Here is a 24,664-nt window from a genome sequence, read left to right as displayed (position 1 = left end):
TTAACCATACCGGGCGCGGCGGCACCGGTTGCTGCTGCCGATGACGAGCGACAGCGAGCCTGACTTTTTCGAAAAGAGACTTTCTGTTAACCATAAGAGCTGCGCGCCAAGCGACGCGCACGGAGGGAGCGACCTCATGACGTTCGCCGGCAGATTGAGCGTGATCACCGCCTACCTCGCCATGGCCTTCGTCGGCGCCATCGTGCTCGGGATGATTTAGACTCAAAGCACACAGTGACTCTCTTCCCTTCTCCCCTTGTGGGAGAAGGTGGCGCGCGAAAGCGCGACGGATGAGGGGTTCTATCCTCGCGGCACAGTGCTTGTGGAGACAACCCCTCACCCAAGTGAATTCGTGTCGACCAGCGGGCTGCCCTCTCCCACAAGGGGCGAGGGCACAACAATGCGCATCGCCGCGAGCTACGACCGCGCGCTCCATTGAGGTGACGTCGTGATCAGCTCCTCCCGCGGCGCTTCGACCCGCGTCCAGTCGTTGCCGGAGCACCAGAAGCGGCCGAGCGCGCAGGCTTCGACGTGCAGCTTGCCGGAGCTCTTCAGCGTCATCGTGGCGTAGTAGGTGTTGCCGCTGGAGCGGCTGTAGATGCTGCCGGTCCAGACATTGTGCTTCTTCGGCTTCATGTGGACGAGCACGCTCTCGCCGCGGCTCGACGCTTCACTGAGCGCGTAACCGCACAACGCAGCTCCACAGCGCTCGATGCGGACCGTGCCCTTGGCGCCGGCGCTCTCCCATTCGCCGAGCAGCGCGTGGCCCGGGTCAGTGCTGATCTGCGCCACCGCTGCAGTCTGATTGATCTCGGTGCTCGGAACGATGACCGGCGGCTCGATGCGCGGCGGTTCGAGCGCGGCGGTCTTCGGCTGATCGGTGCGCTCCAGATCAACCCGCGGCGGACCGGGGCTCAACGTCTCCAGTCTCGAAATCTCCAAGCTTGGCGCCGGCGGCGGTGCAACGGGCTGCGACGACGCCGCGGCAAGAACGGGAGGCGCCGGTGGCGGCACCACCACAGCCGCTTGTGGCGGCTTGACCGCTGCCGCCGGACAAGCCGGCTGCGGCGCCTGGACCATCGGCGCGGGCGCCGGCTGCACAGTTCGTGCCGTGCCGACATCGTCCGTCGGCCTGAAGCTGCGCTTGGAGGCCACCGTGATACAGGACGCGGATCGGCAATTGCGCGGCGCCTCGACATGAAACCGGCTGCCGCCGATCGAGAACGTGTAGGAGCCGGCCTGCGCCGTCGGCGCGACCGCCAGCAGCACGATCGATGTGGCAAGACAGGTGGCAAGCCAGGTTGCAAGCCGCTGCATCTGCGTTTCCCTCGGTGTCGCGACGACGTTACGCAGCGCAGGCGCGGCTGAATGTGCGCTGCATCACCCAGGCGTTGTTCGCTCGTTGTGACGCCCATCACAGAACGCCCGACCGCCGCGGCGTAGGGTCGAACCACGCTTCATTCACCAGCGACACCAGTCCATATCGGGACCGCGCTATTTTCGGAGGTTGTCATGAACAAGCTCTCCATCGCCGCCACCGCCCTCTTCCTGGCTTCGACCGCCGCCGCGCATGCCGGCAATTCGATCTCGTTCCAGATCGAGGGCCAGCACATCCGCATCGAGACGCCGCGCAACTGCGCTTCGCTCAATTGCGTGACCATCGTCGCGCCGGGCCTGTCGGACAAGCCGATCAAGCTGAACAACATCAACCTCAAGGGTCTTGGCGGCTCCAAGGACGATGACGACGACACCACGCCGGCTCCGGCGCCCACGACGGCGCAACCCACGCCGGCTCCCGTGCAGCAGCAGCCCGTGCCGCAAGCGACTGCGCCGGCAGCGCCAGCCGCGCCCGCTGCCCCAGCCGCGACCGCTGCCGCCGCTCCTTCTGTCGGCTACGACAGCTCGCAGCCTGCTCCTGTTGCTGCGCCTGCCCCTGTTGCCGCCCCCGCTCCGGTCGCCGCGGCTCCCGCGCCGGCTCCGGTGGCTGCCGCGCCCGTGGCCGCAGCGAACTCGCCGATCGGCATCTGGGCGACCGAAGAGAACAAGGGCAATGTCCGCGTCGAGCAGTGTGGCGCCAATCTCTGCGGCTTTGCCGAGAAGACAAATGAGCGCATCCTGATCAACATGAAGCCCGAAGGATCGAAGTGGAGCGGCCGCATTCGCGATCCCAACTCCGGCCGCAATTACGACTCCACGATCTCGATGAAAGGTCCGAACGTAATGCGCGTGCAGGGCTGCGCCTTCGGCGGCATGTTCTGCGGCGGCCAGACCTGGAAGCGCGTGAGCTGACCCGCGGAGCGCATCGCGAAAAGTAGACAACTCTTCGTCATGCCCGGGCTTGTCCCGGGCATCCACGTTCTTCGTACCGCAATCAAGACGTGGATGGCCGTGCCTTCGCCGCGCCGTAGCGGCTTCGTCCGTGCAGGCGGGACAAGCCCGGCCATGACGGAAGGATAGCTAGCCCCTGCCCCGACGACAGACGTTCATCCACCATTCAGCCACACCCCGTTGAAATCGCCCGATCTCGCCTCACGCTCTCACCGGGACTCCTTCGTGACATCAATGCTGGCTTGGCGCCGCCTCGTATTCGCGCTCGCCCTGCTGGCCTTGCCGCTGGCAGGCGCTGGTGTAGCGTGCGCATCCGAGACGATCGAGTTCGCACAGGCGCAACCGCAAGCCCAGCCAACGCCCGCGCCTTCGCCGACGCCGACGCCGACGCCGGCACCGTCTGCAGACGCACAGCCCCCCGCCGTCGAGCCGATCGGCAACGTCGCGACCGTGACGGGGATCGCGACCGTGATCCGCGACAAGAATTCCTATCCGCTGCGCGTGCGCGACGACATCTATCTCAACGACATCGTGCAGACCTCGTCGAACTCCTCGCTCGGCATCACCTTCAACGACGCCACCACGTTCAACCTCTCGGCCAGCGCGAAGATCACCATCGACAACTACGTCTATGACGACGGCGGCAAGCAGAATTCGGCGATCTTCGACGTCGGCAAGGGCACGGTTGCCTTCGTGGCGGCCGCGGTGGCGAAGACGGGCGACATGAAGATCACGACGCCGACGGCAACGCTCGGCATCCGCGGCACCACCGGGGTCGTCGACGTGCCCGAAGGGGCGGCGGCGAACCGGGCGCGCAACGTCAACATCAAGCTCTATCCCGACGCCGACGGCCGGGTCGGCCACATCGATGTCGAGGAACGCGCGAGCGGCGCGCGGCTCGGCGCGCTGACGCAAGCCGCGAGCGGCTTTGCGATCCGAGCGGGCGCAGCCACGGCCGGCGGCATGCGCTTTGCTGCCGTGCCGATCATAATTCCCGCGCAGCAGATCGCGCGCGACCGCGGCTTCGTCGGCCAGGTGCATCTGGCGCAGACTGCGGGCCGGCAGATCGTCATCGAGCAGCGCGACTTCCGTCGCGCCAATCCGGCTGCGCTCAGCCGCATTCCGCGGCCGGCACAACCGCCGCAGCAGCAACAATTGCGGCCGACGACAACCCCAGGCCGGCAGCCGCAACGACCGAACGTCCAGCCGCGACAGGACAATCGTCCGGGTCAGCAGCAGCCGGGCACGCCGAGCCGGCAGGGACTACAGCAAGGCATGCAGCCGCAGCCCGGCCAGCCGCAAGGTGCCGGCCGTCCACGCGTACCGCAGACCCTGCCGCAGCGTGGTGGACAGATTCAGCCCGGAGGAATCGTGCCGCCGCAACCGGGCGGGACAAAGCAAGCAGGTCCGCAGCAGCCATTGCCGCGCACAGGATTGCAACCGGGCCAGCCTCCGGCTCAACAACCAGGTATGCAGCGCCCCGGCGGCTTCCAGCCACGCCTCCCCGCCGCGCAACGTCCCGCAGCGCCGCACAGACCCGCGCCCGCTCCGAAGGAGAAGGAGCGGCGGTAGTCTTCCTTCTCCCCTTGTGGGAGAAGGTGGCGCGAAGCGCCGGATGAGGGGTTCTATCCACTCGCCGGACCCGCTCGTGAGGATAGAGACCCCTCACCCGTCTCGCCGCTATTGCGGCGAGCCACCCTCTCCCACAAGGGGAGAGGGTGCACCTTCAATGCCGCACTGAAATTGCGCGTAAATAACTCACGCTTCGCCGCGCAGCCAAGCCTTCACCTTCCGCAACAGGCCGTGCCGCAATTCATCGACGGAAGCTGCTTCCGCTTGTGTCAGCGTCTGCAAAGATGCATGGATGTCGTCTTTCGCCAACGGCGACACCGGCTCGGAAACCTGCTCCGGGGCGAACAGAGGCGCCAGCCCTGCCGCCGCGAGCGCGATCGGTCCGATCTGAGTCAGGAAGACGCGTTCGTATTCGCGCGACAGACGGGCGATCGCGTCGTCCAGCGTCAGCCAGTCGACCGCCTTGATGTCGTTCATCAGCTTGCGGACCGGCCCGCCGTCGGCCTCCATCCGCCAGTAATGCACGACCTTGGAGCGCCCGCCGGACTGATAGACCAGCGTGCCCAGAAATTCGTGCACGGCCACGTCGTGGCCGGTCTCCTCCAACACCTCGCGGTGCGCGGCTTCCCTCGGCGTCTCGCCGTCGTCGAGCTTGCCCTTGGGCAGGACCCATTCGTTGCGCTTGCGCTGGCGCACGACTGCAACCAGCGGCACCGGCGCGCGCCGCAACACAATACCACCCGCCGCCATGACCGGCGCCCGCGCCATCGTCACATCCGTATCGATCGAATCGTCCCCGCCCGACGATATAGGCGGCGGGGGCGGCGGATTGAAGGCTACTTTCTCCTGAGCAGCGTTTGACCGGCGCGAATGCGCGTGCCCTCGGCAATGCCGTCGCAGAACGAGAAATCGCCGGGCGCGAGGATGATGATGGTCGAGCCGTGCTCGAACCAGCCGAGCTCCTCGCCTTTGCTCACGTTGACGTCGCAGGGAAAATTGACCGGGCCGCGCGTCTGCGCGTTCAGCACCATGTCGAGGAAGTGCAGGCGGATGCTCGCGACCAGAATCGCCGCCACCGGCACCAGCGTCACGGCTTCGCCGGTCGACAAATGCGTGCGGATCACCGCGCGCTCGTTCTTGCAGAACAGACGCTCGACGCGCTTGAGCGCGATCGGGTTGACGTTCCAGACGTCACCGTGGATCAGCGTGACCCGCTCGATGTGCGCGTCATAAGGCGCATGGAAGCGGTGATACATGCTCGACGTCAACCGCAGCGTAACGAAAGAGCCGTTGCGGTGCTGCTCGACCAGCGCGGAATCGCCGACGAGATCGAGCAGCGAATAGGGCGCGCCCTTGACCTGGAACAGCTCGGTGTCCGCGATTTTCCCGTGAGCGCCGACGATGCCGTCCGAGGGGCTCGCCACCACTGCAGGATCAGGATCGAACGGCCGCAGGCCCGGCTTCAGCTCCCGGGTGAAGCAGTCGTGCAGACTGCTGAACTGCGTCTTGCGCGCCTCCGACAGATCGAGGTCGGAGAACAGCTTCCACAGCGCGATCGAGAAGTCCCGCACCAGGGGATTCTCGATCTTGGAGAACCAGCCCATGAAGCGGGTCAGGGCCGCGCGCGGGATGCGGTTGGTCAACAGGAAGTTGAGGTCTTCCTGCTGGGTGAAAGAGGCGATGAGGGCTTTGACTGTCATGAATCTGTCAGCTCGCAGGTTTAGCGCTTGTTGTCATGGAAACGACACTCCCGATTCTCTCGATGTCCGTGGCCGCCGCAGCGTCCGCTGCCGCCGTCCTCCCGAAGATCAAGGCGCGGGTCGAACTCTCCCGCGCCAAGCACCGCTCGCTGGCCGGGCACTCGAAGATGTCGCGCCGGGTGGCGCGGCTGCTGCCGTTCTACGAGTTCGAGGGTGATCAATACTTCGCCTGCGACGGCGCGCCGGCGAACATCGCAGCGCAACGCAAGGACGCCTTTTTCCGTCTCGCCAGGCTTTACGCCGAGCGCTACCCCCGGGGTCGCGCGATGACGAAGGAAGCGGCGGAGACGATCTCCGACCTGAACTTCACCGAAAGCTACCGCGTGCCGTTCCAGTTCTCGCGTCTCGTCCGCGAGCATCTGGGCACGTCGACCTTCATGGAATCCTCGCGCGGCGTCACCGTCACCGACGTCGACGGCAACACCGCTTACGACCTCACGGGCTCCTACGGCGTCAACATCTTCGGCAACGACTTCTACAAGGAGTGCATCGAGGGCGCCGAGAAGCGCGCGCATGCGCTCGGCCCCGTGCTCGGCCCCTACCATCCCGTCATCCTCGAGAATGTGCAGCGGCTCTGCCAAATCTCCGGCCTCGACGAAGTCTCGTTCCACATGTCCGGCACCGAAGCCGTGATGCAGGCGGTGCGGCTGGCGCGCTACCACACCAAGCGCACGCATCTGGTTCGTTTCGCCGGCGCCTATCACGGCTGGTGGGGCGACGTGCAGCCGGGCGTCGGCAATCCCATTCCTGCGCATGAGACCTACACCCTCGCCGAGATGTCGGAGAAGACGCTGCATGTCCTGCGCACGCGCAAGGACATCGCCTGCGTGCTGGTCAACCCGCTGCAGGGGCTGCATCCCAACGCCAACGCGCCCGGCGATTCCTCGCTGGTCGATTCCTCGCGCGGCGGCAACTTCGATCGCGCGGCTTACACCGAATGGCTGAAGAAGTTGCGCGAGGTCTGCGACCAGCGCGGCATCGTCCTGATCTTCGACGAGGTCTTCGTCGGCTTCCGCCTCGCTGCCGGCGGTGCCCAGGAGTATTTCGGCGTGCGCGCCGACATGGTGACCTACGGCAAGAGCCTCGCCGGCGGCCTGCCGGTCGGCGTGGTCTGCGGCAAGCGCGAATTGATGCGGCGCTTCCGCGACGACCGCCCCGCCGACATCTGCTTCGCCCGCGGCACCTTCAACTCGCACCCCTACGTCATGACGGCGATGGACGAGTTCCTGAGCCGCCTCGCCAGCCCGAACTTCCGCGCCGTTTATGATGGGCTGGAGGAGACCTGGAACGGGCGCGTGAAGAAGCTCAACCAGATGATGCAGGATGCCGGCCTGCCGGTGCGCTTCGCCAACTTCTCCTCGATCTGGACGGTGAAATACACCACGCCGTCCCGCTACAATTGGATGCTGCAATATTACCTGCGCGCCGAGGGCCTGGCGTTGAGCTGGGTCGGCACCGGACGGCTGATCTTCAGCCTCAACTACACCGACGCCGACTTCACCGAAGTCGCCGAGCGCTTCGTCCGCGCCGCGCAGAAGATGAAGGCCGACGGCTTCTGGTGGCACGACGGCGTGCTCACCAATAAACAGATCAAACGGCAGATCCTGAAAGAGATGCTGGCCAAGCGCTTCGGGCGCTGAGGCTTTCTGACACTTGGCCCCGATCACCGCTCGCCCTTCTCCCTCGCCCCGCTTGCGGGGAGAGGGTCGGGGTGAGGAGGACTCTCCGCGCGTGCGGTGAGCATTGACGCACGACCATCTGGCAGCATCCCCGCGGAGAGTCCCCCTCACCCGAATTTGCGCTCCGCGCAAATTCGACCTCTCCCCGCACGCGGGGAGAGGTGAAGGAAGCACCGCGTTCGCAGTCCCGAACACGTGGATGCCCGGCACAAGGCCGGGCATGACGTAGCCATCAGACATCGGAGCGTGTCGCGTGCGCCGCGCGCTTCAAGCGTGCTGCTCTTCGAGCACGGGCTCGTCGATGAAGCCCAGCGTGTGCTCGGGATTGAGGTGCAGGCCGGGATCCATCAGCTCGCCGCGCATCAGGGCGAGCGGAGCACCGCGATAGAGCATCAAATCGTGGAACGGATCGGTCAGGATCTTGGTCATCCAGACGAGGCCGGTCTCGACGTCGCGGATGAAGAACAGGTGCACGGTGCGGAACAACAGGCCGCCGCCGCCGACCACGAGCCAGATCTTCGCCACCTGCCGCATGAAGTCGGTCGCGCTCTGCCAGGGCGTGAAGATGCCGAACAGGGTGGGATCGACGACCAGTACCAGCGGCGACAGCGCCCAGATCGCCATCAGCACCACCTTGCGCTGCAGATTGTAGCCGACCTTGATCTCTTCCTTGTACTCGTGCGTCGCCTGATTGATGTGGTCGTAGGTGTGCGGCTCGAAGAAGAAATGGCCGGCCTGGCGCGAGGTCATCGACACCAGCCAGCCGACCAGCGCGGAGACGACGGGATCGATGAACAGCCAGACATAGGCGAAGAGGAAGCTCAGCGCGCTGACGAAGTGCAGGCTCTGATTGATGCGGCTGTGGTGATAGTAGCGATGGTCGTCCCAGCGCTGGATCCGCAGCTGCTCGAGATAGTTCTTGATCATGCTCATCCCCAAAATGCTTTCGGGTTCAGGATTTACAGAGATTCGATGTAGGCCGTGTGACATCATCATTTTGTCATGTGACGATGTGCAGCGGCGCGATGACGCACGCGACGCGTGAGCTTCAGATCAAGCCGCCTTGGCGACGTCGACCTTGCGGAAGCGCACCAGCGAGAAGTGTCCCAGCGGCGGAATCAAGCGGCGCTCGGCAAGCTCGATGCCGTGCGCGCCGGCGAGCCATTTGGCGTAGCGCGACCAGGCGAACTCGGCGGTGCGGAAGCCGAGCGGACGCACCACCGGCTGCAGCTTCTGCTCGATGAAGCGGCGCATGCCGGTGTCGGCGCTGACGCGGGTGAGGATGATCAATTCGCCGCCCGGACGCAGCACGCGGGCGAATTCGTCGAGCGCCTTCTCCGGGTTCGGCACGGCGGTGACGACGTATTGCGCCATCACGACGTCGAAGGAATTATCGGGGAATTCGAGCTTCTCGGCGTCCATCACCGCGAGGCCCTCGACGTTCTTCAGCTTCTGCTCCGTCACGCGGCGGCGCGCCTTGTCCAGCATCGCTTCCGAAATGTCGGTGCCGAAGATGCGCAGGTTCGGCGCGTAGAGCGGCAGCGAGATGCCGGTGCCGACGCCGACCTCGAGCACGCGGCCGCCGATCTTGTTGGTAGCCGCGATCGCCGCCTGCCGGCCCTTGGCGAACACGCCGCCGAACACGAGATCGTAGACCGGCGCCCAGCGGTCATAGGCCTGCTCGACCGTGCCGCGCGTGAGGTCGAGCTGCTGGGTGCCGTCAAGGTTCATGATCTTAGCCATCGATGAGGTTCTCGCTGTGGTTCGAATAAACGGTCAGCCGCGCACCGGCCGCCGCGCCATGCGAGGCGAGGCGCGCAAGGAGCGGCTGGGCTGCAGTGAGGTGAGGTTGCCGACGAACTGGCGCGCGCTGTTCTCCCAGGAGCGCTCCAGCGCGAAGTTGCGGCAGGTCTCGCGTGACATCGTGAGCGCGCGCAGGCAGGCGGTGCGCAGATCGTGGTCGATCGCGCCGATCGGGTGATCGGCAATGACGTCCTTCGGGCCCGTGACCGGAAACGCCGCAACCGGCGTGCCGCAGGCGAGCGCCTCGAGCTGCACCACGCCGAAGGTGTCGGTCAGGCTCGGAAACACGAATACGTCGGCCGCGGCGAGATGCGCGGTGAGATCCGCCCCCTTCTTCTCGCCGAGGAAGACTGCGTCCGGATATTTCTTCTCCAGCGCCGCCTTCTGCGGGCCGTCGCCGACCACGACCTTGGTGCCGGGCAGGTCGAGCGAGAGGAACGCTTCGAGATTCTTCTCCACCGCCACGCGCCCCATCGTCATGAAGATCGGGCGCGGCAGGTCGAGCTGTGCCGGAGCGTCGGGATGAAACAGCCCGGTGTCGACGCCGCGCGTCCAGAAGCCGAGCCGCTTGAAGCCGCGCTCGGACAGCTCCTGCCGCAGCGAGGGCGTCGCAACCATGGTCATGGCGGCGGCATCGTGGAAGTGGCGCAGCACCGCATAGCCGACGCCCGCCGGGATGCCGGTCCGCACCGAGACGTATTCCGGAAAGCGCGTCGTGTAGGAGGTGGTGAAGGCGAGCCGGTTGCGGCGGCAATAGGCGCGCGCCGCCCAGCCGATCGGGCCTTCGGTCGCGATATGCAGCGCCTCCGGCGCGGCCTTCTCGATCCGCCGCGCGATCTCCTTCGCCGAAGGCAGCGCAAAGCGCAGGCCCGGATAGGTCGGCAGCGGCCAGGACGGAAAGCCGTCGGGGGTGAGGAAGTCGATCTCGACGTCGAGGGTCTTGGCCGCATTCGCCAGGGAGGTCAGGGTGCGGACCACACCGTTGACCTGGGGATGCCAGGCGTCCGTCGCGATTAATACCCGCATGGGAAAATCCCGAGAGTTTGATGATTCTCAGGCATCGACCATCAACGAAGGATATTTCAGGCGTGTGACGTCACAGAAGTGTCGGCGCGCTGTTTTGTTCGTTAACGAGCCGGCGGGGCCACGAAACTGTCATGAAACAATTCTTGCCGCCGTGAAACCGTTTTCGGTTTTCCGCGCAAATGTCCCGAAACGTTTTGCCGTTAGGAATTCAGGCAACGGAGCACCGCAACGGTGCCGCGGTGAGCAAAACACCGAGCAAACAGGGGCGATCACATGTTCAATCTGGACACGTTCAAGACGTTTTCGCGCGCCGTTGCACTCAGTGCCGTCGCGGTCTCCGCAATCGCGTTCGCTGGCGCAGCCAAGGCCGCGCCGGTGCAGATCTTCCCGTTCTTCCAGCCGCTGCCGCCGATGACCGCGCCGCAGCCGCTGCAGCCGTATCAGCCGTCGTATCAGCCCTATCAGGCGCCGACCTACCAGACCGAGCCGTCCGAGGATCAGGACGCGGTCGAGCTGCCGGCCCGCTTCCGCCGCCAGACCGTCTCTTACGCGACGCGCGAAGCGCCGGGCACGATCATCATCGATACGCCCAACACCTATCTCTATTACGTGCTCGGCAATGGCCAGGCATTGCGCTACGGCATCGGCGTCGGCCGCGACGGCTTCACCTGGTCCGGAATCCAGTCGGTGAGCCGCAAGGCCGAGTGGCCGGCCTGGACGCCGCCGCCGGAAATGATCGCCCGCCAGCCCTATCTGCCGCGCCACATGGCCGGCGGCCCCGGCAATCCGCTTGGCGCGCGCGCCATGTATCTCGGCGGCACCATCTACCGTATCCACGGCACCAACGCCCCCGAAACGATCGGCAAGCGCGTGTCCTCCGGCTGCATCCGCATGACCAACGAGGACGTCACCGACCTCTATTCCCGCGTCAACGTCGGCACCAAGGTGATCGTGCTGCCGATGAGCGAGCGCCGTGCGGACCTCGGCGCCGCGAGCCGCTGAAGCGACAGGACAACGTAACGCGAACGGCCCCGGAACCCACCGGGGCCGTTTTCGTTTGCCCTGACATCCCGTTGCGCCTGTTGCGGCGCAATCCCCGATGGAGGCGCAAATGCGACCACGAAGGCAACCCTCGCCAAGCCCATGGCTGCACGCCCTCGCCGGCGCCGGAGCACTGACGCTGCTCGTGTCCGCGCCCGCCTCGCTCGCGCAGCAACCCGCGCCTGACGACGCCGGCAAGCAGGCTTTCAACAATTCCTGCCGCACCTGCCATTCCATGAAGGAAGGCGACAATCGCCTCGGTCCCAATCTCAACAAGATCGTCGGACGCAAGGCCGGCTCGCTGCCGGACTACAATTACTCCTCGTCCATGAAAGAAGCCGGCTTCGCCTGGGACCAGGACAAGCTCACCCGCTTCATGGTCAAGCCGGACGAGGTCGTGTCCGGCCACAAGATGCAGCCCTATGGCGGCATCTCGAAGGACGAAGCGGGTAAGGTGGTTGCGTATCTGCAAGCGGCGGGCGGAACGCAATAGAAGGCGCCACCGTGGGGCAATTGGCTTGCGAGGTGCGGCCATCCTTCGAGACGCCCGCCTCCGGCGGGCTCCTCAGGATGAGGGCTGCGTGCGCGGCCTCATCCTTGCAGCAAGCCTGGAACGTCAGTTAGCCTCTTCCTGAGGAGACCGCGAAGCGGTCGTCTCGAAGGACGAGGCGTTCACGATGACAGACGGCGCATACCTCTACATTCTCCAATGCGCGGACGGCAGTTACTACATCGGCACGACCCGCACCGAGCTCGAGATCAGAGTCGCGCAGCACAACGCCGGCACGTTCGAGGGCTACACAAAGTCTCGTCGACCCGTCACTCTGGTCTTCTCTCAGTGGTTCGATCGCATCACCGACGCAATCGAATGCGAGCGCAAGCTCAAGAAATGGAGCCGCGCGAAGAAGGAAGCATTTATGCGCGGCGACTTCGCCAGGCTGCATGAGCTGGCAAAGCGAGGATCACATCATCCTTCGAGACGCCCGCCTCCGGCGGGCCCTCAGGATGAGGCCTGAGTGCGGGGCAGCTCTCTAGCCGCGGCTCCGATGTCGATTAGCCTCATCCTGAGGAGACCGCGGAGCGGTCGTCTCGAAGGACGAGGCGTTCACACCGGCGGCGCGCTTACCGGCTGACTGCGCCCCGCCACTCCGCTATCAGCCTCAGCCACGCCGCGGCGTGGAACGCGCTCATCAAGAGATACATCGGCACCATCCCGCCGAGCAGAGAGCCCTGCCCGGCGCCGCACAGCATCTCCGCGGGCCCACCCCCGGGCAAAGCCGTCAGTACGGCCATGATGGCGAAGGTCGGCGTGGCCGCCAGCCCCAGCCATCTGGCGAGGTGGCGCGCGGCCGCGACGGCCGTCGGGACTGGCGCTGGGGACCGCGCTGACCGGACCGGTCATTTCCGCTCTCCCGCGGCCTCCTCGCGGAAGGCTTTCTCGCCGGCGTCCGAGATCTCCACCCATCGCTTGTCGGGCGCGGCGCCTTCGGTGTAGCTGTCGTGCCAATTCCACCATTTGTAGGTCGGGGTCTGCGGATAGCCCTTCGGCGAGTCCTCCCACACCTCCTGGCGGCCGAGCGGGGTGATGTCGAGATAGTTCCAGGTCCCACCCATCTGCTCGTCGCCGCGGCTCTTGACGAAATAGGTGCGGAAGATGCGTGTCCCGTCTCGGTAGAACACATTCGTCCCGTGCCATTCGTCGACGCCGAAATCGGCATCGAAGCTGTCGGTGATGGTGACCCAGGGCATGATCCAGCCCATCCGCTGCTTCAGCCTGACGATGTCGGCTTGCGGCGCGCGCGAGGCGAACACCAGCGTGGTGTCGCGGGCATTCAAGTGCGAGACATGGGCGACCTGGTCGGCCACCATGGAGCAGCCGCGGCAGGCGTGATCGGGCCAGCCGAACACACCGGGCTCGAAGAAGGCGCGATAGACGATCAGTTGCCGCCGGCCCTGGAACAGGTCGTGCAGACTGAGCTTGCCGCCGGGCCCCTCGAACGCATAGGTTTTGTCGACCGCCATCCACGGCATGCGGCGCCGCTCGGCCGCCAGGGCGTCGCGGGCACGGGTATGCGCCTTCTCCTTCACGAGCAGCTGCAGACGGGCCGCCTCCCAGTCCTGCGGCGACACCACCGGTGGGGTCTGCATGGCGGTGTGTCCGTTGGTTCCTGCCTTTTCTGCTGATGTCATCATGACTCTCCAAAGCTTTTGCTCGACGTCCTGCCAACGACTTCTGGCACCAAGCGGTTGCGCGGTGGGAGTAACAAGTGTGGCGGGATTGACATGGAATCGCTGATCACTGCCGCTGCGCGCGCCTTAGAGGCCGGTGATCCGCTCGGCGCCCTGAACCGCGTCGCGCTGCGCAACGATGCGCCGTCGCTGGCGCTGCGCGGCATCGCGATGGCGCAGCTCGGAGATCTCGCCAAGGCCAAGTCGCTGCTGCGCACCGCCGCGCGTGCCTTCGGTCCGCGCGAGGCGGTGGCACGCGCAAGATGCCTGGTGGCCGAAGCCGAGATCGCGCTGGTCTCACGCGATCTGAACTGGCCGGTGAAGACGCTCGCCGCGGCACGCGCGACGCTCGAACAGCACGGCGATCTCGTCAATGCCGCCCATGCGGGCCATGTCGAGGCGCGCCGCCTGCTTCTGGTCGGTCGCCTCGACGAGGCCGAGCGCACGCTCGCCGAAGTCCGTCCCGCGATGCTCCCGCCCGCATCGCAGGTCGTCCGCGAGCTCGTGCTCGCCGGCATCGCCATCAGGCGGCTCAGAACGAACGACGCGCGCACGGCGCTCGGCCGCGCGGCTCACGCGGCGCGCCTTGCAGACATTCCGGCGCTCGTGGCCGAGGTCGACAGCGCGAGCCTGATCCTCGACACGCCGGCAGCGCGCCTGATCGCCCGCGGCAGCGAACATCCGCTCTTGCTGGGAGAGGTCGAACGTCTGGCGACCTCGACGGCGCTGGTCGTGGATACCTTTCATCACGTCGTGCGCAGGCAAGGCGCCGCGGTCTCGCTCGGAACGCGTCCCGTGCTGTTCGCGCTCGCGCGTCTCCTGGCCCAGGCATGGCCTGCGGATGTCTCGCGCGAGACGCTGATATCCGGCGCCTTTCAAGCCAGGCACGCCGACGAATCGCACCGCGCGCGCCTGCGCGTCGAGATCGGACGGCTCCGCAGCAAGCTCGCGCCGCTGGCCGATATCAGCGCGACGAAGCAGGGCTTCGTGCTGGCGCCGCGGAAGACGCGCGACGTCCTCGTGCTGGCGCGGCCCGTTGAGGAGAAGCACGCCGCCGTCCTCGCCTTTCTTACCGACGGCGAGCCATGGTCGAGCTCGGCGCTCGCGCTTGCGCTTCGCATCAGTCCGCGCACCGTGCAGCGCGCGCTCGAGGACCTGGCGCGGTCGGGCAAGGTGCAGTCGTTCGGACACGGACGGGCGCGCCGCTGGATGACGCCGCCCGTTCCGGGTTTCCCGACAGGCTTGTTACTCCCCACGCCGCTCCTGAAGACGTAGGATGGGCGCAAGCATGAGGGATCGAGCACATGAAACGTTCAGCCGCCGAGATCGTCACGGAGTATGGACCCTTTCCAGGCGTCGAGGCCGTGCATGGCGTCACCTATGACGGCACGCGCGTCTGGTTCGCTTCCGGCGACAAGTTGAACGCGCTCGATCCGGCCGACGGCAGGATCGCGCGCTCCATCGACGTCGCCGCGCATGCGGGAACGGCGTTCGACGGACGGCACCTGTTCCAGATCGCCGAGGACCGCATCCAGAAGATCGATGCGGCCTCGGGCAAGGTGCTCGGCACCATTCCGGCGCCCGGCGGCGGCGGCGATTCCGGCCTTGCCTGGGCCGAGGGTTCGCTCTGGGTCGGACAATATCGCGAGCGCAAGATCCATCAGATCGATCCCGAAACGGGCAAGATCCTCCGCACCATCGAGAGCAAGCGCTTCGTGACCGGGGTGACCTGGGTGGACGGCGAGCTCTGGCACGGCACCTGGGAGAACGAACAGAGCGATTTGCGTCGGATCGATCCGGAAACGGGACAAGTGATCGAGCAGATCGACATGCCCGCCGGCACGATCGTGTCGGGCCTGGAATCGGACGGCGGTGACCGTTTCTTCTGCGGCGGTGGCAATCGCGGCAAGGTGAGAGCGGTCCGGCGCCCGCGGCAAAGCTAGAGCACGATCCGGAAAAGTGCGAAGCGGTTTTCCGAAAAGATCATGCGCAAACAACAACCTAAAGCGCGATGACGATTCATCCTAATCGCATCGCGCGTTAGTCCTTGCGCTTGGCGTGACGGCACGCCGACGGCGCGTTCACAATCCGTAACCTGTTCGCCCCAATTCCACCCAACGGGTGCGCTCTAGCGCCCTCCTCGCCCGCCCTGTAGAATCCCCGTCGGGGCGACTTGGGGGATTGATGCGTCTGACGTGGAATCTGAAGACTATCCTGATCGGTGTCGCGGTGCTCGCGGCGTCGTTCTTCATCAGCCTGAAGGCGATGGACTGGCTGGCGCCGCGCGCGACGAATTCGGCGCCGCCGGTCGCACAGCTGCCGCCGCTGCCGCCGGCCTCGAAGAGCTCCATCGTGATCGCGCCGGTCGCCATCGCGCTGTCGGCGATCCGCGAGCAGGCCGAGAGGGCCGCGCCGCGCAATTTCGCCGGCAAGGCCGACAACCCGATCTCGCAGATCCTGGAGAATGCCGATATCGGCTGGTCCGCCGCCCGGGGCCCGATGGCGGCAGCCGGCGACAAGGACGTGCTGACGATCTCGACCCCGCTCACCGGCAAGCTCAACGTGACCGGCTCTCTGTCGTCGAAGGCCACAGGCGCGCTTGGCGATGCGCTTGGCAGCGTGCTCGGCGGCGACGCCGCGAAGCGGATCGGCGCGGTCAACATCAAGAACCTGAACGCGAGCGCGGAGATCAAGGGCAACGTCGTCGTCACCTCGCGCCCGAAGCTCGCCGCCGCCTGGTATCTGGAGCCCAATCTCGGCGCCCAGGTCAATCTCGGTGACACCAACCTCAACGTCGCCGGCGCCAAGGTCAACGTGCCCGCGCAGGTCAAGCCGCTGATCGACAAGACCGTCGGCGAGCAGGTCAACGCCGTCTCCGAGCGCATCCGCAACGATCCCAGCCTGCGCGAGAATGCCAAGGCGCAATGGATCAAGGCCTGCCGCTCGATCCCGCTGCAAGGATCCAGCGCCTCGGCGGCGCTGCCGCCGCTCTGGCTCGAGATGAAGCCGGTGCGCGCGATCGCGGCGCAGCCGCGCGTCGATGCGCAGGCCGTGACCTTATTGCTCGGCCTCGAAGCCGAGACACGCGTGACCTCGACGCCGACCAAGCCGGACTGTCCGTTCCCCGACAAGATCTCGATCGTGCCGCCGACCGGCACCGGCGTGAACATCGGGGTGCCGATCGACGTGCCCTTCACCGAGATCAACAAGCTGATCGCAGCGCAGATGGTCGGCCGCACCTATCCGGAGGACGGCTCCGGCCCGGTCGACGTCACCGTCAAGAGCGCCAACGTCATCCCGTCGGGTGACCAGCTGCTGATCTCGCTTCTGGTGCGCGCCAAGGAGAAGAAGAGCTGGTTCGGCCTCGGCGCCGAGGCGAATGTGCACATCTGGGGCCGGCCGGTGCTCGACCAGGCGCAACAGACGCTGCGGCTCACCGACATCCAGCTCGCGGTGGAATCCGAGGCCGCGTTCGGCCTGTTGGGCGCCGCTGCACGCGCAGTCGTCCCGCAGATGCAGCAGGCGCTGCTGCAGAGGGCAACGCTCGATCTGAAGCCGATCGCCGCCAACGCGCGCGAGAAGATCGCGGCCGCAATCGCCGACTACCAGAAGAGCGAGGACGGCCTCAAGGTCGAGGCCAGGATCGAGAGCCTCACTCTCGCCGACATCGCCTTCGATTCCAAGACCCTGCGCGTGGTCGCCGAAGCCGGCGGCTCGCTGAACGTATTCGTGACGAAGCTGTCGGGGATGTAGCGCGTCCCTGCGCATCGCAGGGCCGTCGCATGTGAGAGCTCTTCCCTGCGGCCATCCTTCGAGACGCCCGCTTGGGCGGGCTCCTCAGGATGAGGGCGGAGTGCGCGGCAGCTGTTGCAACGAGCACGGACGCCGATGAGCCTCATCCTGAGGAGGCGCGCAAGCGCCGTCTCGAAGGACGAGGCGTGCGTGCAGGCGCCGCCACCCGTCAGAGGCGGTTGTCCCGCCACTCGCCGGACCCGCACAATTCCTCGTCGCTTGCGCCGCTGGCATTCTCGCTGCAGGATGCTAATCTCGCACGCGCATTGTAGGGGACAACGCGAGGACAACATGGAAGCCGGCATGGTCACGCCTGCGCCGGCGCTGGTGCGTTTTTCCGGCATTCAAAAGACCTATGATGGCGAGCATCTCGTGGTGAAGAACCTCGACCTCGACATCAGGAAGGGCGAATTCATCACCCTGCTCGGCCCGTCGGGATCGGGCAAGACGACCACGCTGATGATGCTGGCCGGCTTCGAGGTACCGACCCATGGCGAGATCTACCTCAGCGAGCGGCCGATCAAGAACGTGCCGCCGCACAGGCGCGACATCGGCATGGTGTTCCAGAACTACGCGTTGTTTCCGCACCTGACGATCGCGGAAAACATCGCCTTCCCGCTATCGGTTCGCAAGTCGAGCAAGGCGGAAACGCAAGAGCGCGTCAGCGCAGCGCTGCGCATGATCAAGATGGAAACTTTGGCGCACCGGCGGCCCGGGCAATTGTCCGGCGGTCAGCAGCAGCGGGTGGCGCTGGCCCGCGCGCTGGTGTTCAATCCGCAGCTCGTGCTGATGGACGAGCCCCTGGGCGCGCTGGACAAGCGGCTGCGGGAGCAGATGCAGCTGGAGATCAAGCAGCTGCACGAGACGATGGGCATCACGGTCGTCTATGTCACCCACGACCAGAGCGAAGCGCTCACGATGTCGGACCGCATCGCCGTATTCAACGACGGCATCGTGCAGCAGATCGACCGCCCCGACGCGCTGTATGAGCATCCCGTGAACAGCTTCGTCGCCCATTTCATCGGCGAGAACAATGTGCTCGCCGGCACCGTGGAAACCGTCGAAAGGGATTATTGCCGCGTGGCGCTGGCCGGTGGCGGCACAGTCGCCGCACGGGCGGTCAACGTGTCAGGCGCGGGCGCATCGACCTCTCTGTCGGTGCGGCCGGAGCGTGTCGCAATAATTCCCAATGGCAATTCCAGTGAGGGACCGAACCGGCTGCCGGCAAAAGTGCAGAACACCATCTATCTCGGCGACCACGCGCTGGCCGTGCTGGATGTGGCCGGCAACGCCGAGTTCATGGTCAAGCTTCAGCCGGGAGCGCATCACGGCCTAAGACCTGGCGAAAGCGTGTTCATCACCTTCCGCCCGGAAGACTGCCTCGCCCTCGATCCCGTCTGATCTGCCGGCGACGAAACTGAAACAATCAATGTCAACGCAACTCACATGAAGAAGGAACGAAGACCATGCTGAAGCGCAAGATTGCTCTGGGTTTCGCCGCGGCATTGGGCGCCGGTGTCGCGCTGACCAATGTCGCAGAAGCGCGTGACCTCACTGTCGTCTCGTGGGGCGGCGCGTATCAGGAGGCCCAGAAGAAGGTCTATTTCGAGCCGTTCAAGAAAGCATCCGGCATCGCGATGAACGACGAATCCTGGGACGGCGGCGTCGGCGTGCTGCGCGCCAAGGTGCAGGGAGGCGCCGCCACCTGGGACGTCGTCCAGGTCGAGAGCGATGAGCTCGCGGTCGGCTGCGAGGAAGGCCTGTTCGAGAAACTGGACTATTCCAAGATCGGCGGCGAGGCCGCCTACATCCCGCCGTCGGTCAATCCTTGCGGGGTCGGCGCCATCCTCTACGATTTCGTCCTCGGCTACGACAAGGACAAGCTGAAGGAGGCCCCGAAAGGCTGGGCCGACTTCTTCGACACCAAGAAGATTCCGGGCAAGCGCGCGCTGCGCCAGGGCCCGAAGACCACGCTGGAGATCGCCCTCATGGCCGACGGCGTCGCACCGAAGGACGTCTACAAGGTGCTGGCGACCGACGAAGGCATCGAGCGCGCCTTCAAGAAGCTCGACACCATCAAGGGCGACCTCGTCTGGTGGAAGGCCGGCGCGCAGCCGCCGCAATTGCTCGCCTCCGGCGAGGTGGCGATGACCTCGGTCTACAATGGCCGCATCGACACCGCGAACAAGAACGAGAAGAAGAACTTCGGCATGGTGTGGGGCGGCGCGCTCTTCACCCTCGACAGCTGGGTCATCCTGAAGGGGAGCCCGAACAAGGATGCGGCCTACAAGTTCCTGGACTTCGTCGGAAAGGCGGAGAACCAGTCCAAGCTGTCGGAGAACATTGCCTATGGCACTTCGAACAAGGATGCCGCCGGCCGGCTCGCGCCCGCCGTCCTGAAGGACCTGCCGACGGCGCCTGACAACATCAAGAACGCGGTCGAGATCAACGTGGCTTTCTGGCTCGAGAACATCGACCGCCTGACCGAGCGCTTCAACAAATGGGCCGCGAAATAGCGGGAGCAGCTAGACGTGCGCGCGGACAACTCGCCCGTGGCGCATCCTTCGAGACGCCCGCCTACGGCGGGCCCTCAGGATGAGGTCTGAGTCTGTGGCAGCGACGTTACTGGCACCAATGTCAATGAGCCTCATCCTGAGGAGACCGCGAAGCGGTCGCCTCGAAGGACGAGGCGCTTGCTCAGGCTGCTCCAAGAGGCTTTCTCCATGACAGCAGCGCCCGCGCTCGGCGCCGATAACAAGACTGAGGTGCCGCTCAAACGCCGATTGAGGCGTGCGGAGCGGACACGCCAGGTCAAGGCATTGGCGCTGGTCCTGCCGCTTCTGCTGTTTCTGCTCTTCACCTTCGCAGGTCCCATCGCCGGCATGCTGTGGCGCTCGGTCGAGGACTGGGAGGTGCGTCAGGTCCTGCCGCAAACGGTCGCTGCTCTTGCCAGTTGGGACGGCAAGGACTTGCCGGATGAAAACGCCTATGCGGCGCTTGCAAGCGACATCCTGGCGGCGCGCGCCGCCGGCACCCTTGCGATTGCGGCCAAACGGCTCAACTACGCGCTGAACGGCTTCCGCACGATCCTGACCAGCACAGGACGCAATCTGAAGGCGGTGCCTGAGCCCGGTACGGCCAGGGAGACGCTGGGCAGGATCAACCCCGCCTGGCGCGAACGCGCCACCTGGACCACGATCAAGGACGCCGGCGGCCCGATCACCGGCTTCTACCTGCTCGCCGCGCTCGACCTGACGCGAAACGCCGACGGCGCGATCGTCGCCGCACCACCGGATCAGGCCATCTACCGCGACATTTTCCTCCGCACCTTCCTCATCAGCCTCGCTGTCACGGCCCTCTGCCTGATTCTCGGCTTTCCGGTCGCCTACCTCCTGGCGACGCTGCCGCCCGGCCGGTCGAACCTCTTGATGATCTTCGTGCTGCTGCCGTTCTGGACGTCGCTCCTGGTTCGCACCTGCGCCTGGATCGTCCTGTTGCAGAGCAAGGGCGTCGTGAACGATAGTCTGCTCTGGCTCGGCATCATCGACGCACCCTTGCGCCTGATCTACAACCGCTTCGGCGTCTGCGTTGCCATGACCCACGTTCTGCTGCCGTTCATGATCCTGCCGCTGTACAGCAGCATGAAGGCGATCTCGCCCGCCTACATGCGTGCCGCCGCTTCGCTCGGTGCACCGCCCCTCACCGCCTTCCTGCGGATCTACCTGCCGCAGACCCTGCCTGGCATCGGCGCGGGAAGCCTGCTCGTCTTCATCCTGGCGCTCGGCTACTACATCACGCCGGCCCTCGTCGGCGGCGCCGCCGACCAGATGATCAGCTACTTCATCGCCCTCTACACGACCGAGACGGCCAATTGGGGCCTTGCTTCGGCGCTGGGCGCGGTGCTGCTGCTCGCCACCGTTCTGCTCGCTCTCGTCTACGGCAAGCTGGTGCAGGGCCAGCAGGTCATGGGAGGGATGAAGAATTGAGCGACAATTCCTCCTTGCGCACCCCCAGCCAGCGCATCGCGTGGACCGCGACTATCGTTGTCTCCACGCTGGTGTTCATCTTCCTGATCGCGCCGATCCTTGCGATCATGCCGCTGTCGTTCAGTTCCAGCTCGTACCTCACCTATCCGCTGCCGGGCCTTTCCTTGCGCTGGTACGACGACTTCGTCAATTCGCCGCGCTGGATGAACTCGCTCAAGAACAGCGTGATCATCGGCGTCGCCTCGACGCTGTTGTCCATGGTCCTCGGCACGCTGGCCGCGCTGGGGCTGGCGCAGTGGAAGAGCCGGTTCAAGCCGCTCGTGCTGGCCTTCGTGCTGTCGCCGGTGGTCGTGCCCGGGGTCATCACCGCGGTCGGCCTGTACTTCTTCTTCGCGCCGATCGGGCTGACCGGCAGCTATCTCGGTCTGATCCTGGCCCACACCGCGCTGGCGACGCCCTTCGTGGTGATCACGGTCGGGGCGACGCTGCAGAGCTTTGACACCAACCTGGCACGCGCCGCCGCCTCGCTCGGCGCCTCGCCAATCTACGCGTTCCGTCGCGTGATCCTGCCGCTGATCCTGCCGGGTCTGGCATCAGGCGCGCTGTTCGCGTTCGCAACCAGCTTCGACGAGGTGGTGATCGTGCTGTTCATGGCGGGCCCCGAGCAGCGCACCCTGCCGCGCGAGATGTTCAGCGGCATCCGCGAGAACATCAGCCCGACCATCACGGCAGCGGCCGTGATCTTGACGACCGTCTCGGTCATCTTGCTCGCCACCCTGGAAGCCCTGCGCCGACGCAATGAACGGCTCAAGGGCAGCGGGGGTTGAGGACGCAGGAAGTTAAAGACACGACAGCGCGCCCGGTGAAAACCAGGCGCGCTTCGTTCAGGCAGTTACGCGAGCCGCATTACTCCGCGTACTTGAACTGCGGCATGTTTTTCAGCTCGTCCTTGCTGGCATTGAACACGGCGTGGTCCGGGTACCATTTCGACGCGGACGACGTCGATGCGGTCGCTGCGGGCCTGTCGGTACCGGTCGCAGCGCCGGTCGTCGTGCCTGCGGGCCGGGCGCCGGTGTTCGCGCCGGTGCCGGTATAGGCGACGGGCTCGTTGACGAACTTCAGCTTCTCATAGGGCACGGCGACCAGATGCTCGCCCATGCCGAGGAAGCCGCCGACTCCGATCACGGCGATCTTGATGTCACCGTTCTTGTCCATCAGCAGGTCGTTGATCGTGCCGATGTTCTCGTTGGCCTCGTTGTAGACCTTCAGGCCGTCCATCTTCGAGGTACGCCACTGGCCGGAAGCCGTCGTGGTCGTTGCGGTGGCCGCAGGGGCCGCCTTGTCGGTGGTGGCGGCGGGCGGCGTTTGCGCGATTGCGACGGTCGCAAGTAGCGCGGTACCGGCGAGGCCGGTGACGATCGATTTCATCAACATTGTTGTCCTCTCCTTCACAAAAAACTCGTGCGGAGAAAACCGCTCTGATCGGGCGCAGTTCCGTGCGTGCCGCAATTTCGTCGCGCCATGCGCGAACTGTTCCTGCGTCACTCAGGAACATTTTGCGGTGCACGGTTCCCCGCCGAGGATCATGCGCATTGGGGCAAGTCAGGACCGCGGCGAGGACCGCGCCGACCCGGCGTCGCCGAGGTCAGCTCTTGTAGTCGATCAGGAGCGCGGCGAGGCTCGAATTTCCGGTTGAGCTGCCATTGGCACCGTAGGAGGATGCCGACGATTGCGATTGCTGCAGCGCCTCGAGGAATTGCTGGAGGATCTCGGCGGTGGTCTGGTCCGTCGAGCTGCTGCTCGTCGAATCCGTCGTCGTCGAATCCGAAGAGCCGTCGTCCGGCGGCGGACCGCCTGGTCCACCCGCGAAGGCGGACTGAAACACGCTTTTCAGCTCCTCGGCCTGTTCGGAGGTCAGCGTCCCGTTCGACACTTCGCTCGAGATGAGGTCCTCGATCTTCGACTGCATCTCGTCCTTGGAGGGAGGCGCGCCGCTCGACTGGCCGCTCGATCGGCTCTGCTGGAGCGCCGTGTCGATATCCGTCAGCGCCGTCGAGAGCGCGGACTGGTCCGACGACGAGATCGTGCCGGCGGAGACTTGCGATTGCAATTCCTGCTGAAGCCGTTGCAGTGGCGATTGATAGCTGCCGGCGGAGGCCGCCGGGATCGAGCTCATGATGGCTCCCTTCGTTTTGCGGGTTTCGCCGCGGACCACGCCACGGTATGGTTAACGGCCTTAACGAGAGCTTGCCGCTCGGCGGTGTGGCGATTGCCGTCCGTTGCTGATCGCCCGGTAGAAACAATTCGAAACAAAAATCTTCGCCTTTTGGCCGGAATTTTGGACAAACAAGGTCCATGGCCATTCCCAATCCCAACATCCTGGTCGTCGAGGACGACCGCGAAACCCGGACGCTGATTGCGAAATATCTGCGCAACAACGCCTGCAACGTCACCGCCGTCGCCGACGGCCGCGAGATGTCGCGCGCCATGGCCGATCACCGCGTCGACCTCATCATCCTCGACGTCATGCTGCCCGGCGAGGACGGCCTCACCCTGTGCCGCAAGGTGCGCGCCGAAAGCCAGACGCCGATCATCATGCTGACCGCACGCGGCGAGGACATCGACCGCATCGTCGGCCTCGAGATGGGCGCGGACGATTATCTGCCGAAGCCGTTCAACCCGCGCGAGCTGCTCGCCCGCATCAACGCGGTGCTGCGCCGCCAGGCGGCCGCGCAAGCGGCGAGCTCGGTCGAAGGTGCCTCCGCGCTCACCTTCGAAGGCTGGCGCATCGATCTGCGCTTGCGCGAGCTCCGCAATCCCGCAGGCGCGCGCGTCGCGGTGACCAGCGCCGAGTTCGACCTGCTGCGCACGTTCTGCGAGCGGCCCGGCCGCGTGCTGTCGCGCGACAGCCTGCTCGACCTCACGCAGGGGCGCAGCACCGGCTCGTTCGAGCGCTCCATCGACGTCTTGGTCAGCCGCATCCGCCGCAAGATCGAGCCCAATCCGGCCGATCCCACCCTGATCAAGACGGTGCGCTCCGGCGGCTATCTGTTCACGCCACGAACCGAGGTCGCGAAAACCGAGGCAGCAAGCGCCGAAGCGACCACAGTGCCCGCGAGCAGCTGAGGGGGACGACGATGAAGCCGTTCTCGTTCTTCCACCTCAAGGGTATCGGCGGGCAGATCGCCGCGCTGGTGCTGGCCTCGACAGTGGCGCTCCATCTCGTCATCACCACCGCCTTCCTGATTATCCGGCAGGACCGCCCTGATGCCCCGCCGGACCGGGCGCATCAACTGGCCGATGCCGCGCTGCTGCTCGGCGCGGCGGAGGAGAGCGAGCGCCCGCGCCTCGTCACCGATCTCGCGCGCGCCTTCCCCGGGCTCGGCATCGAGATGCTGGCGCCCGGCACGGCCAATCTCGCGGAGAGCGACAGCCTGCATCTGCGCTG

24 protein-coding genes and 1 pseudogene are annotated in these 24,664 nt (G+C 65.7%); 15 read left to right on the top strand and 10 right to left on the bottom strand.

The window, feature by feature from the left end; genetic code table 11:
• Window positions 1-28: 28 nt before the first annotated feature.
• Complete coding sequence (locus tag I6F33_RS10415) at window positions 29-220, top strand: hypothetical protein (RefSeq protein ID WP_225142319.1); 192 nt, start codon at window positions 29-31, stop codon at window positions 218-220.
• 197 nt (window positions 221-417) lie between these two features.
• Here the strand turns inward: I6F33_RS10415 and I6F33_RS10410 are convergent, their stop codons facing one another.
• Window positions 418-1,317 (bottom strand): DUF2147 domain-containing protein, encoded by a 900-nt coding sequence (locus tag I6F33_RS10410; protein ID WP_225142318.1) that lies wholly within the window; start codon window positions 1,315-1,317, stop codon window positions 418-420.
• A 195-nt stretch (window positions 1,318-1,512) separates the two neighbouring features.
• Here I6F33_RS10410 and I6F33_RS10405 point away from each other — a divergent pair, with 195 nt between their 5' ends.
• Window positions 1,513-2,289 carry a DUF2147 domain-containing protein gene (locus I6F33_RS10405; protein WP_225112563.1) on the top strand — a complete coding sequence of 259 codons (777 nt, stop codon included), beginning with the start codon at window positions 1,513-1,515 and terminating at the stop codon, window positions 2,287-2,289.
• Window positions 2,290-2,562: 273 nt separating this feature from the next.
• Complete coding sequence (locus I6F33_RS10400) at window positions 2,563-3,900, top strand: FecR domain-containing protein (protein ID WP_225142487.1); 1,338 nt, start codon at window positions 2,563-2,565, stop codon at window positions 3,898-3,900.
• Between the two features lie 186 nt (window positions 3,901-4,086).
• Here the strand turns inward: I6F33_RS10400 and I6F33_RS10395 are convergent, their stop codons facing one another.
• Window positions 4,087-4,668, bottom strand: a complete 582-nt coding sequence (locus I6F33_RS10395; RefSeq protein ID WP_036028428.1) for an NUDIX hydrolase — start codon at window positions 4,666-4,668, stop codon at window positions 4,087-4,089.
• Window positions 4,669-4,736: 68 nt separating this feature from the next.
• Window positions 4,737-5,600, bottom strand: coding sequence for an archaetidylserine decarboxylase (asd, locus tag I6F33_RS10390; protein ID WP_225142317.1), 864 nt, complete (start codon window positions 5,598-5,600; stop codon window positions 4,737-4,739).
• A gap of 35 nt (window positions 5,601-5,635) precedes the next feature.
• On the opposite strand from asd, the gene I6F33_RS10385 reads away from it, so the two are divergent.
• Complete coding sequence (locus I6F33_RS10385) at window positions 5,636-7,300, top strand: aminotransferase class III-fold pyridoxal phosphate-dependent enzyme (RefSeq protein WP_225142316.1); 1,665 nt, start codon at window positions 5,636-5,638, stop codon at window positions 7,298-7,300.
• A 306-nt stretch (window positions 7,301-7,606) separates the two neighbouring features.
• Here the strand turns inward: I6F33_RS10385 and I6F33_RS10380 are convergent, their stop codons facing one another.
• The 3 genes from I6F33_RS10380 to I6F33_RS10370 form a co-directional block, all read right to left on the bottom strand.
• Window positions 7,607-8,266, bottom strand: coding sequence for a membrane protein (locus I6F33_RS10380; protein ID WP_025034507.1), 660 nt, complete (start codon window positions 8,264-8,266; stop codon window positions 7,607-7,609).
• Between the two features lie 126 nt (window positions 8,267-8,392).
• On the bottom strand, window positions 8,393-9,082 hold the full coding sequence (locus I6F33_RS10375) for a methyltransferase domain-containing protein (protein ID WP_036003432.1): 690 nt from the start codon (window positions 9,080-9,082) through the stop codon (window positions 8,393-8,395).
• 33 nt (window positions 9,083-9,115) lie between these two features.
• Window positions 9,116-10,168 carry a glycosyltransferase family 1 protein gene (locus I6F33_RS10370; RefSeq protein WP_057026948.1) on the bottom strand — a complete coding sequence of 351 codons (1,053 nt, stop codon included), beginning with the start codon at window positions 10,166-10,168 and terminating at the stop codon, window positions 9,116-9,118.
• A 273-nt stretch (window positions 10,169-10,441) separates the two neighbouring features.
• Between I6F33_RS10370 and I6F33_RS10365 the strand changes: the two genes are divergently transcribed.
• The 3 genes from I6F33_RS10365 (at window position 10,442) to I6F33_RS10355 (ending at window position 12,225) form a co-directional block, all read left to right on the top strand.
• Window positions 10,442-11,170, top strand: a complete 729-nt coding sequence (locus tag I6F33_RS10365; RefSeq protein ID WP_225142315.1) for a L,D-transpeptidase — start codon at window positions 10,442-10,444, stop codon at window positions 11,168-11,170.
• A 97-nt stretch (window positions 11,171-11,267) separates the two neighbouring features.
• Window positions 11,268-11,702 carry a cytochrome c family protein gene (locus tag I6F33_RS10360; protein WP_036028446.1) on the top strand — a complete coding sequence of 145 codons (435 nt, stop codon included), beginning with the start codon at window positions 11,268-11,270 and terminating at the stop codon, window positions 11,700-11,702.
• Between the two features lie 184 nt (window positions 11,703-11,886).
• Window positions 11,887-12,225 (top strand): GIY-YIG nuclease family protein, encoded by a 339-nt coding sequence (locus I6F33_RS10355; RefSeq protein ID WP_225112559.1) that lies wholly within the window; start codon window positions 11,887-11,889, stop codon window positions 12,223-12,225.
• 106 nt (window positions 12,226-12,331) lie between these two features.
• On the opposite strand, the pseudogene I6F33_RS10350 reads toward I6F33_RS10355, so the two are convergent.
• Window positions 12,332-12,611, bottom strand: a pseudogene (locus tag I6F33_RS10350) (hypothetical protein).
• Window positions 12,608-13,402: a thioredoxin family protein gene (locus tag I6F33_RS10345; protein WP_225128364.1), complete on the bottom strand. Its 795-nt coding sequence runs from the start codon at window positions 13,400-13,402 to the stop codon at window positions 12,608-12,610. Before I6F33_RS10345 ends, I6F33_RS10350 begins: the two are co-directional and overlap by 4 nt.
• A 90-nt stretch (window positions 13,403-13,492) precedes the next feature.
• Here I6F33_RS10345 and I6F33_RS10340 point away from each other — a divergent pair, with 90 nt between their 5' ends.
• The 7 genes from I6F33_RS10340 to I6F33_RS10310 all read left to right on the top strand — a co-directional run bounded on the left by I6F33_RS10340 (window position 13,493) and on the right by I6F33_RS10310 (window position 22,043).
• On the top strand, window positions 13,493-14,713 hold the full coding sequence (locus I6F33_RS10340) for a helix-turn-helix domain-containing protein (protein WP_225128366.1): 1,221 nt from the start codon (window positions 13,493-13,495) through the stop codon (window positions 14,711-14,713).
• A gap of 29 nt (window positions 14,714-14,742) precedes the next feature.
• Window positions 14,743-15,381, top strand: a complete 639-nt coding sequence (locus I6F33_RS10335) for a glutaminyl-peptide cyclotransferase (RefSeq protein ID WP_057026952.1) — start codon at window positions 14,743-14,745, stop codon at window positions 15,379-15,381.
• A gap of 241 nt (window positions 15,382-15,622) precedes the next feature.
• Window positions 15,623-17,191, top strand: a complete 1,569-nt coding sequence (locus I6F33_RS10330) for a DUF4403 family protein (protein WP_225128367.1) — start codon at window positions 15,623-15,625, stop codon at window positions 17,189-17,191.
• A 330-nt stretch (window positions 17,192-17,521) separates the two neighbouring features.
• Window positions 17,522-18,631, top strand: a complete 1,110-nt coding sequence (locus I6F33_RS10325; RefSeq protein ID WP_225128368.1) for an ABC transporter ATP-binding protein — start codon at window positions 17,522-17,524, stop codon at window positions 18,629-18,631.
• Window positions 18,632-18,696: 65 nt separating this feature from the next.
• Window positions 18,697-19,746, top strand: coding sequence for an ABC transporter substrate-binding protein (locus tag I6F33_RS10320; protein ID WP_225128369.1), 1,050 nt, complete (start codon window positions 18,697-18,699; stop codon window positions 19,744-19,746).
• Between the two features lie 207 nt (window positions 19,747-19,953).
• The gene (locus I6F33_RS10315; RefSeq protein WP_225142314.1) at window positions 19,954-21,216 is read left to right on the top strand and encodes an ABC transporter permease; all 1,263 of its coding nucleotides are present in this window, start codon (window positions 19,954-19,956) and stop codon (window positions 21,214-21,216) included.
• Complete coding sequence (locus I6F33_RS10310) at window positions 21,213-22,043, top strand: ABC transporter permease (RefSeq protein WP_036013270.1); 831 nt, start codon at window positions 21,213-21,215, stop codon at window positions 22,041-22,043. The genes I6F33_RS10315 and I6F33_RS10310 overlap by 4 nt, the downstream gene beginning before the upstream one ends.
• A 79-nt stretch (window positions 22,044-22,122) precedes the next feature.
• On the opposite strand, the gene I6F33_RS10305 is transcribed toward I6F33_RS10310, so the two are convergent.
• Together I6F33_RS10305 and I6F33_RS10300 are read right to left on the bottom strand one after the other, a co-directional pair.
• On the bottom strand, window positions 22,123-22,650 hold the full coding sequence (locus I6F33_RS10305; RefSeq protein WP_036013268.1) for a PRC-barrel domain-containing protein: 528 nt from the start codon (window positions 22,648-22,650) through the stop codon (window positions 22,123-22,125).
• A 211-nt stretch (window positions 22,651-22,861) separates the two neighbouring features.
• Entirely contained in the window at window positions 22,862-23,392 is a 531-nt protein-coding gene (locus I6F33_RS10300) for a hypothetical protein (protein ID WP_225142313.1), read from the bottom strand.
• Window positions 23,393-23,571: 179 nt separating this feature from the next.
• Here I6F33_RS10300 and I6F33_RS10295 point away from each other — a divergent pair, with 179 nt between their 5' ends.
• A complete protein-coding gene (locus I6F33_RS10295; RefSeq protein WP_225142312.1) occupies window positions 23,572-24,342 on the top strand; it encodes a response regulator in 771 nt (256 codons plus the stop codon).
• Window positions 24,343-24,664 lie beyond the last annotated feature (322 nt).

Source organism: Bradyrhizobium sp. BRP20, from assembly GCF_020194215.1.
Classification (GTDB): domain Bacteria; phylum Pseudomonadota; class Alphaproteobacteria; order Rhizobiales; family Xanthobacteraceae; genus Bradyrhizobium; species Bradyrhizobium yuanmingense.
This window is presented reverse-complemented; position numbering and strand designations above follow the sequence as displayed.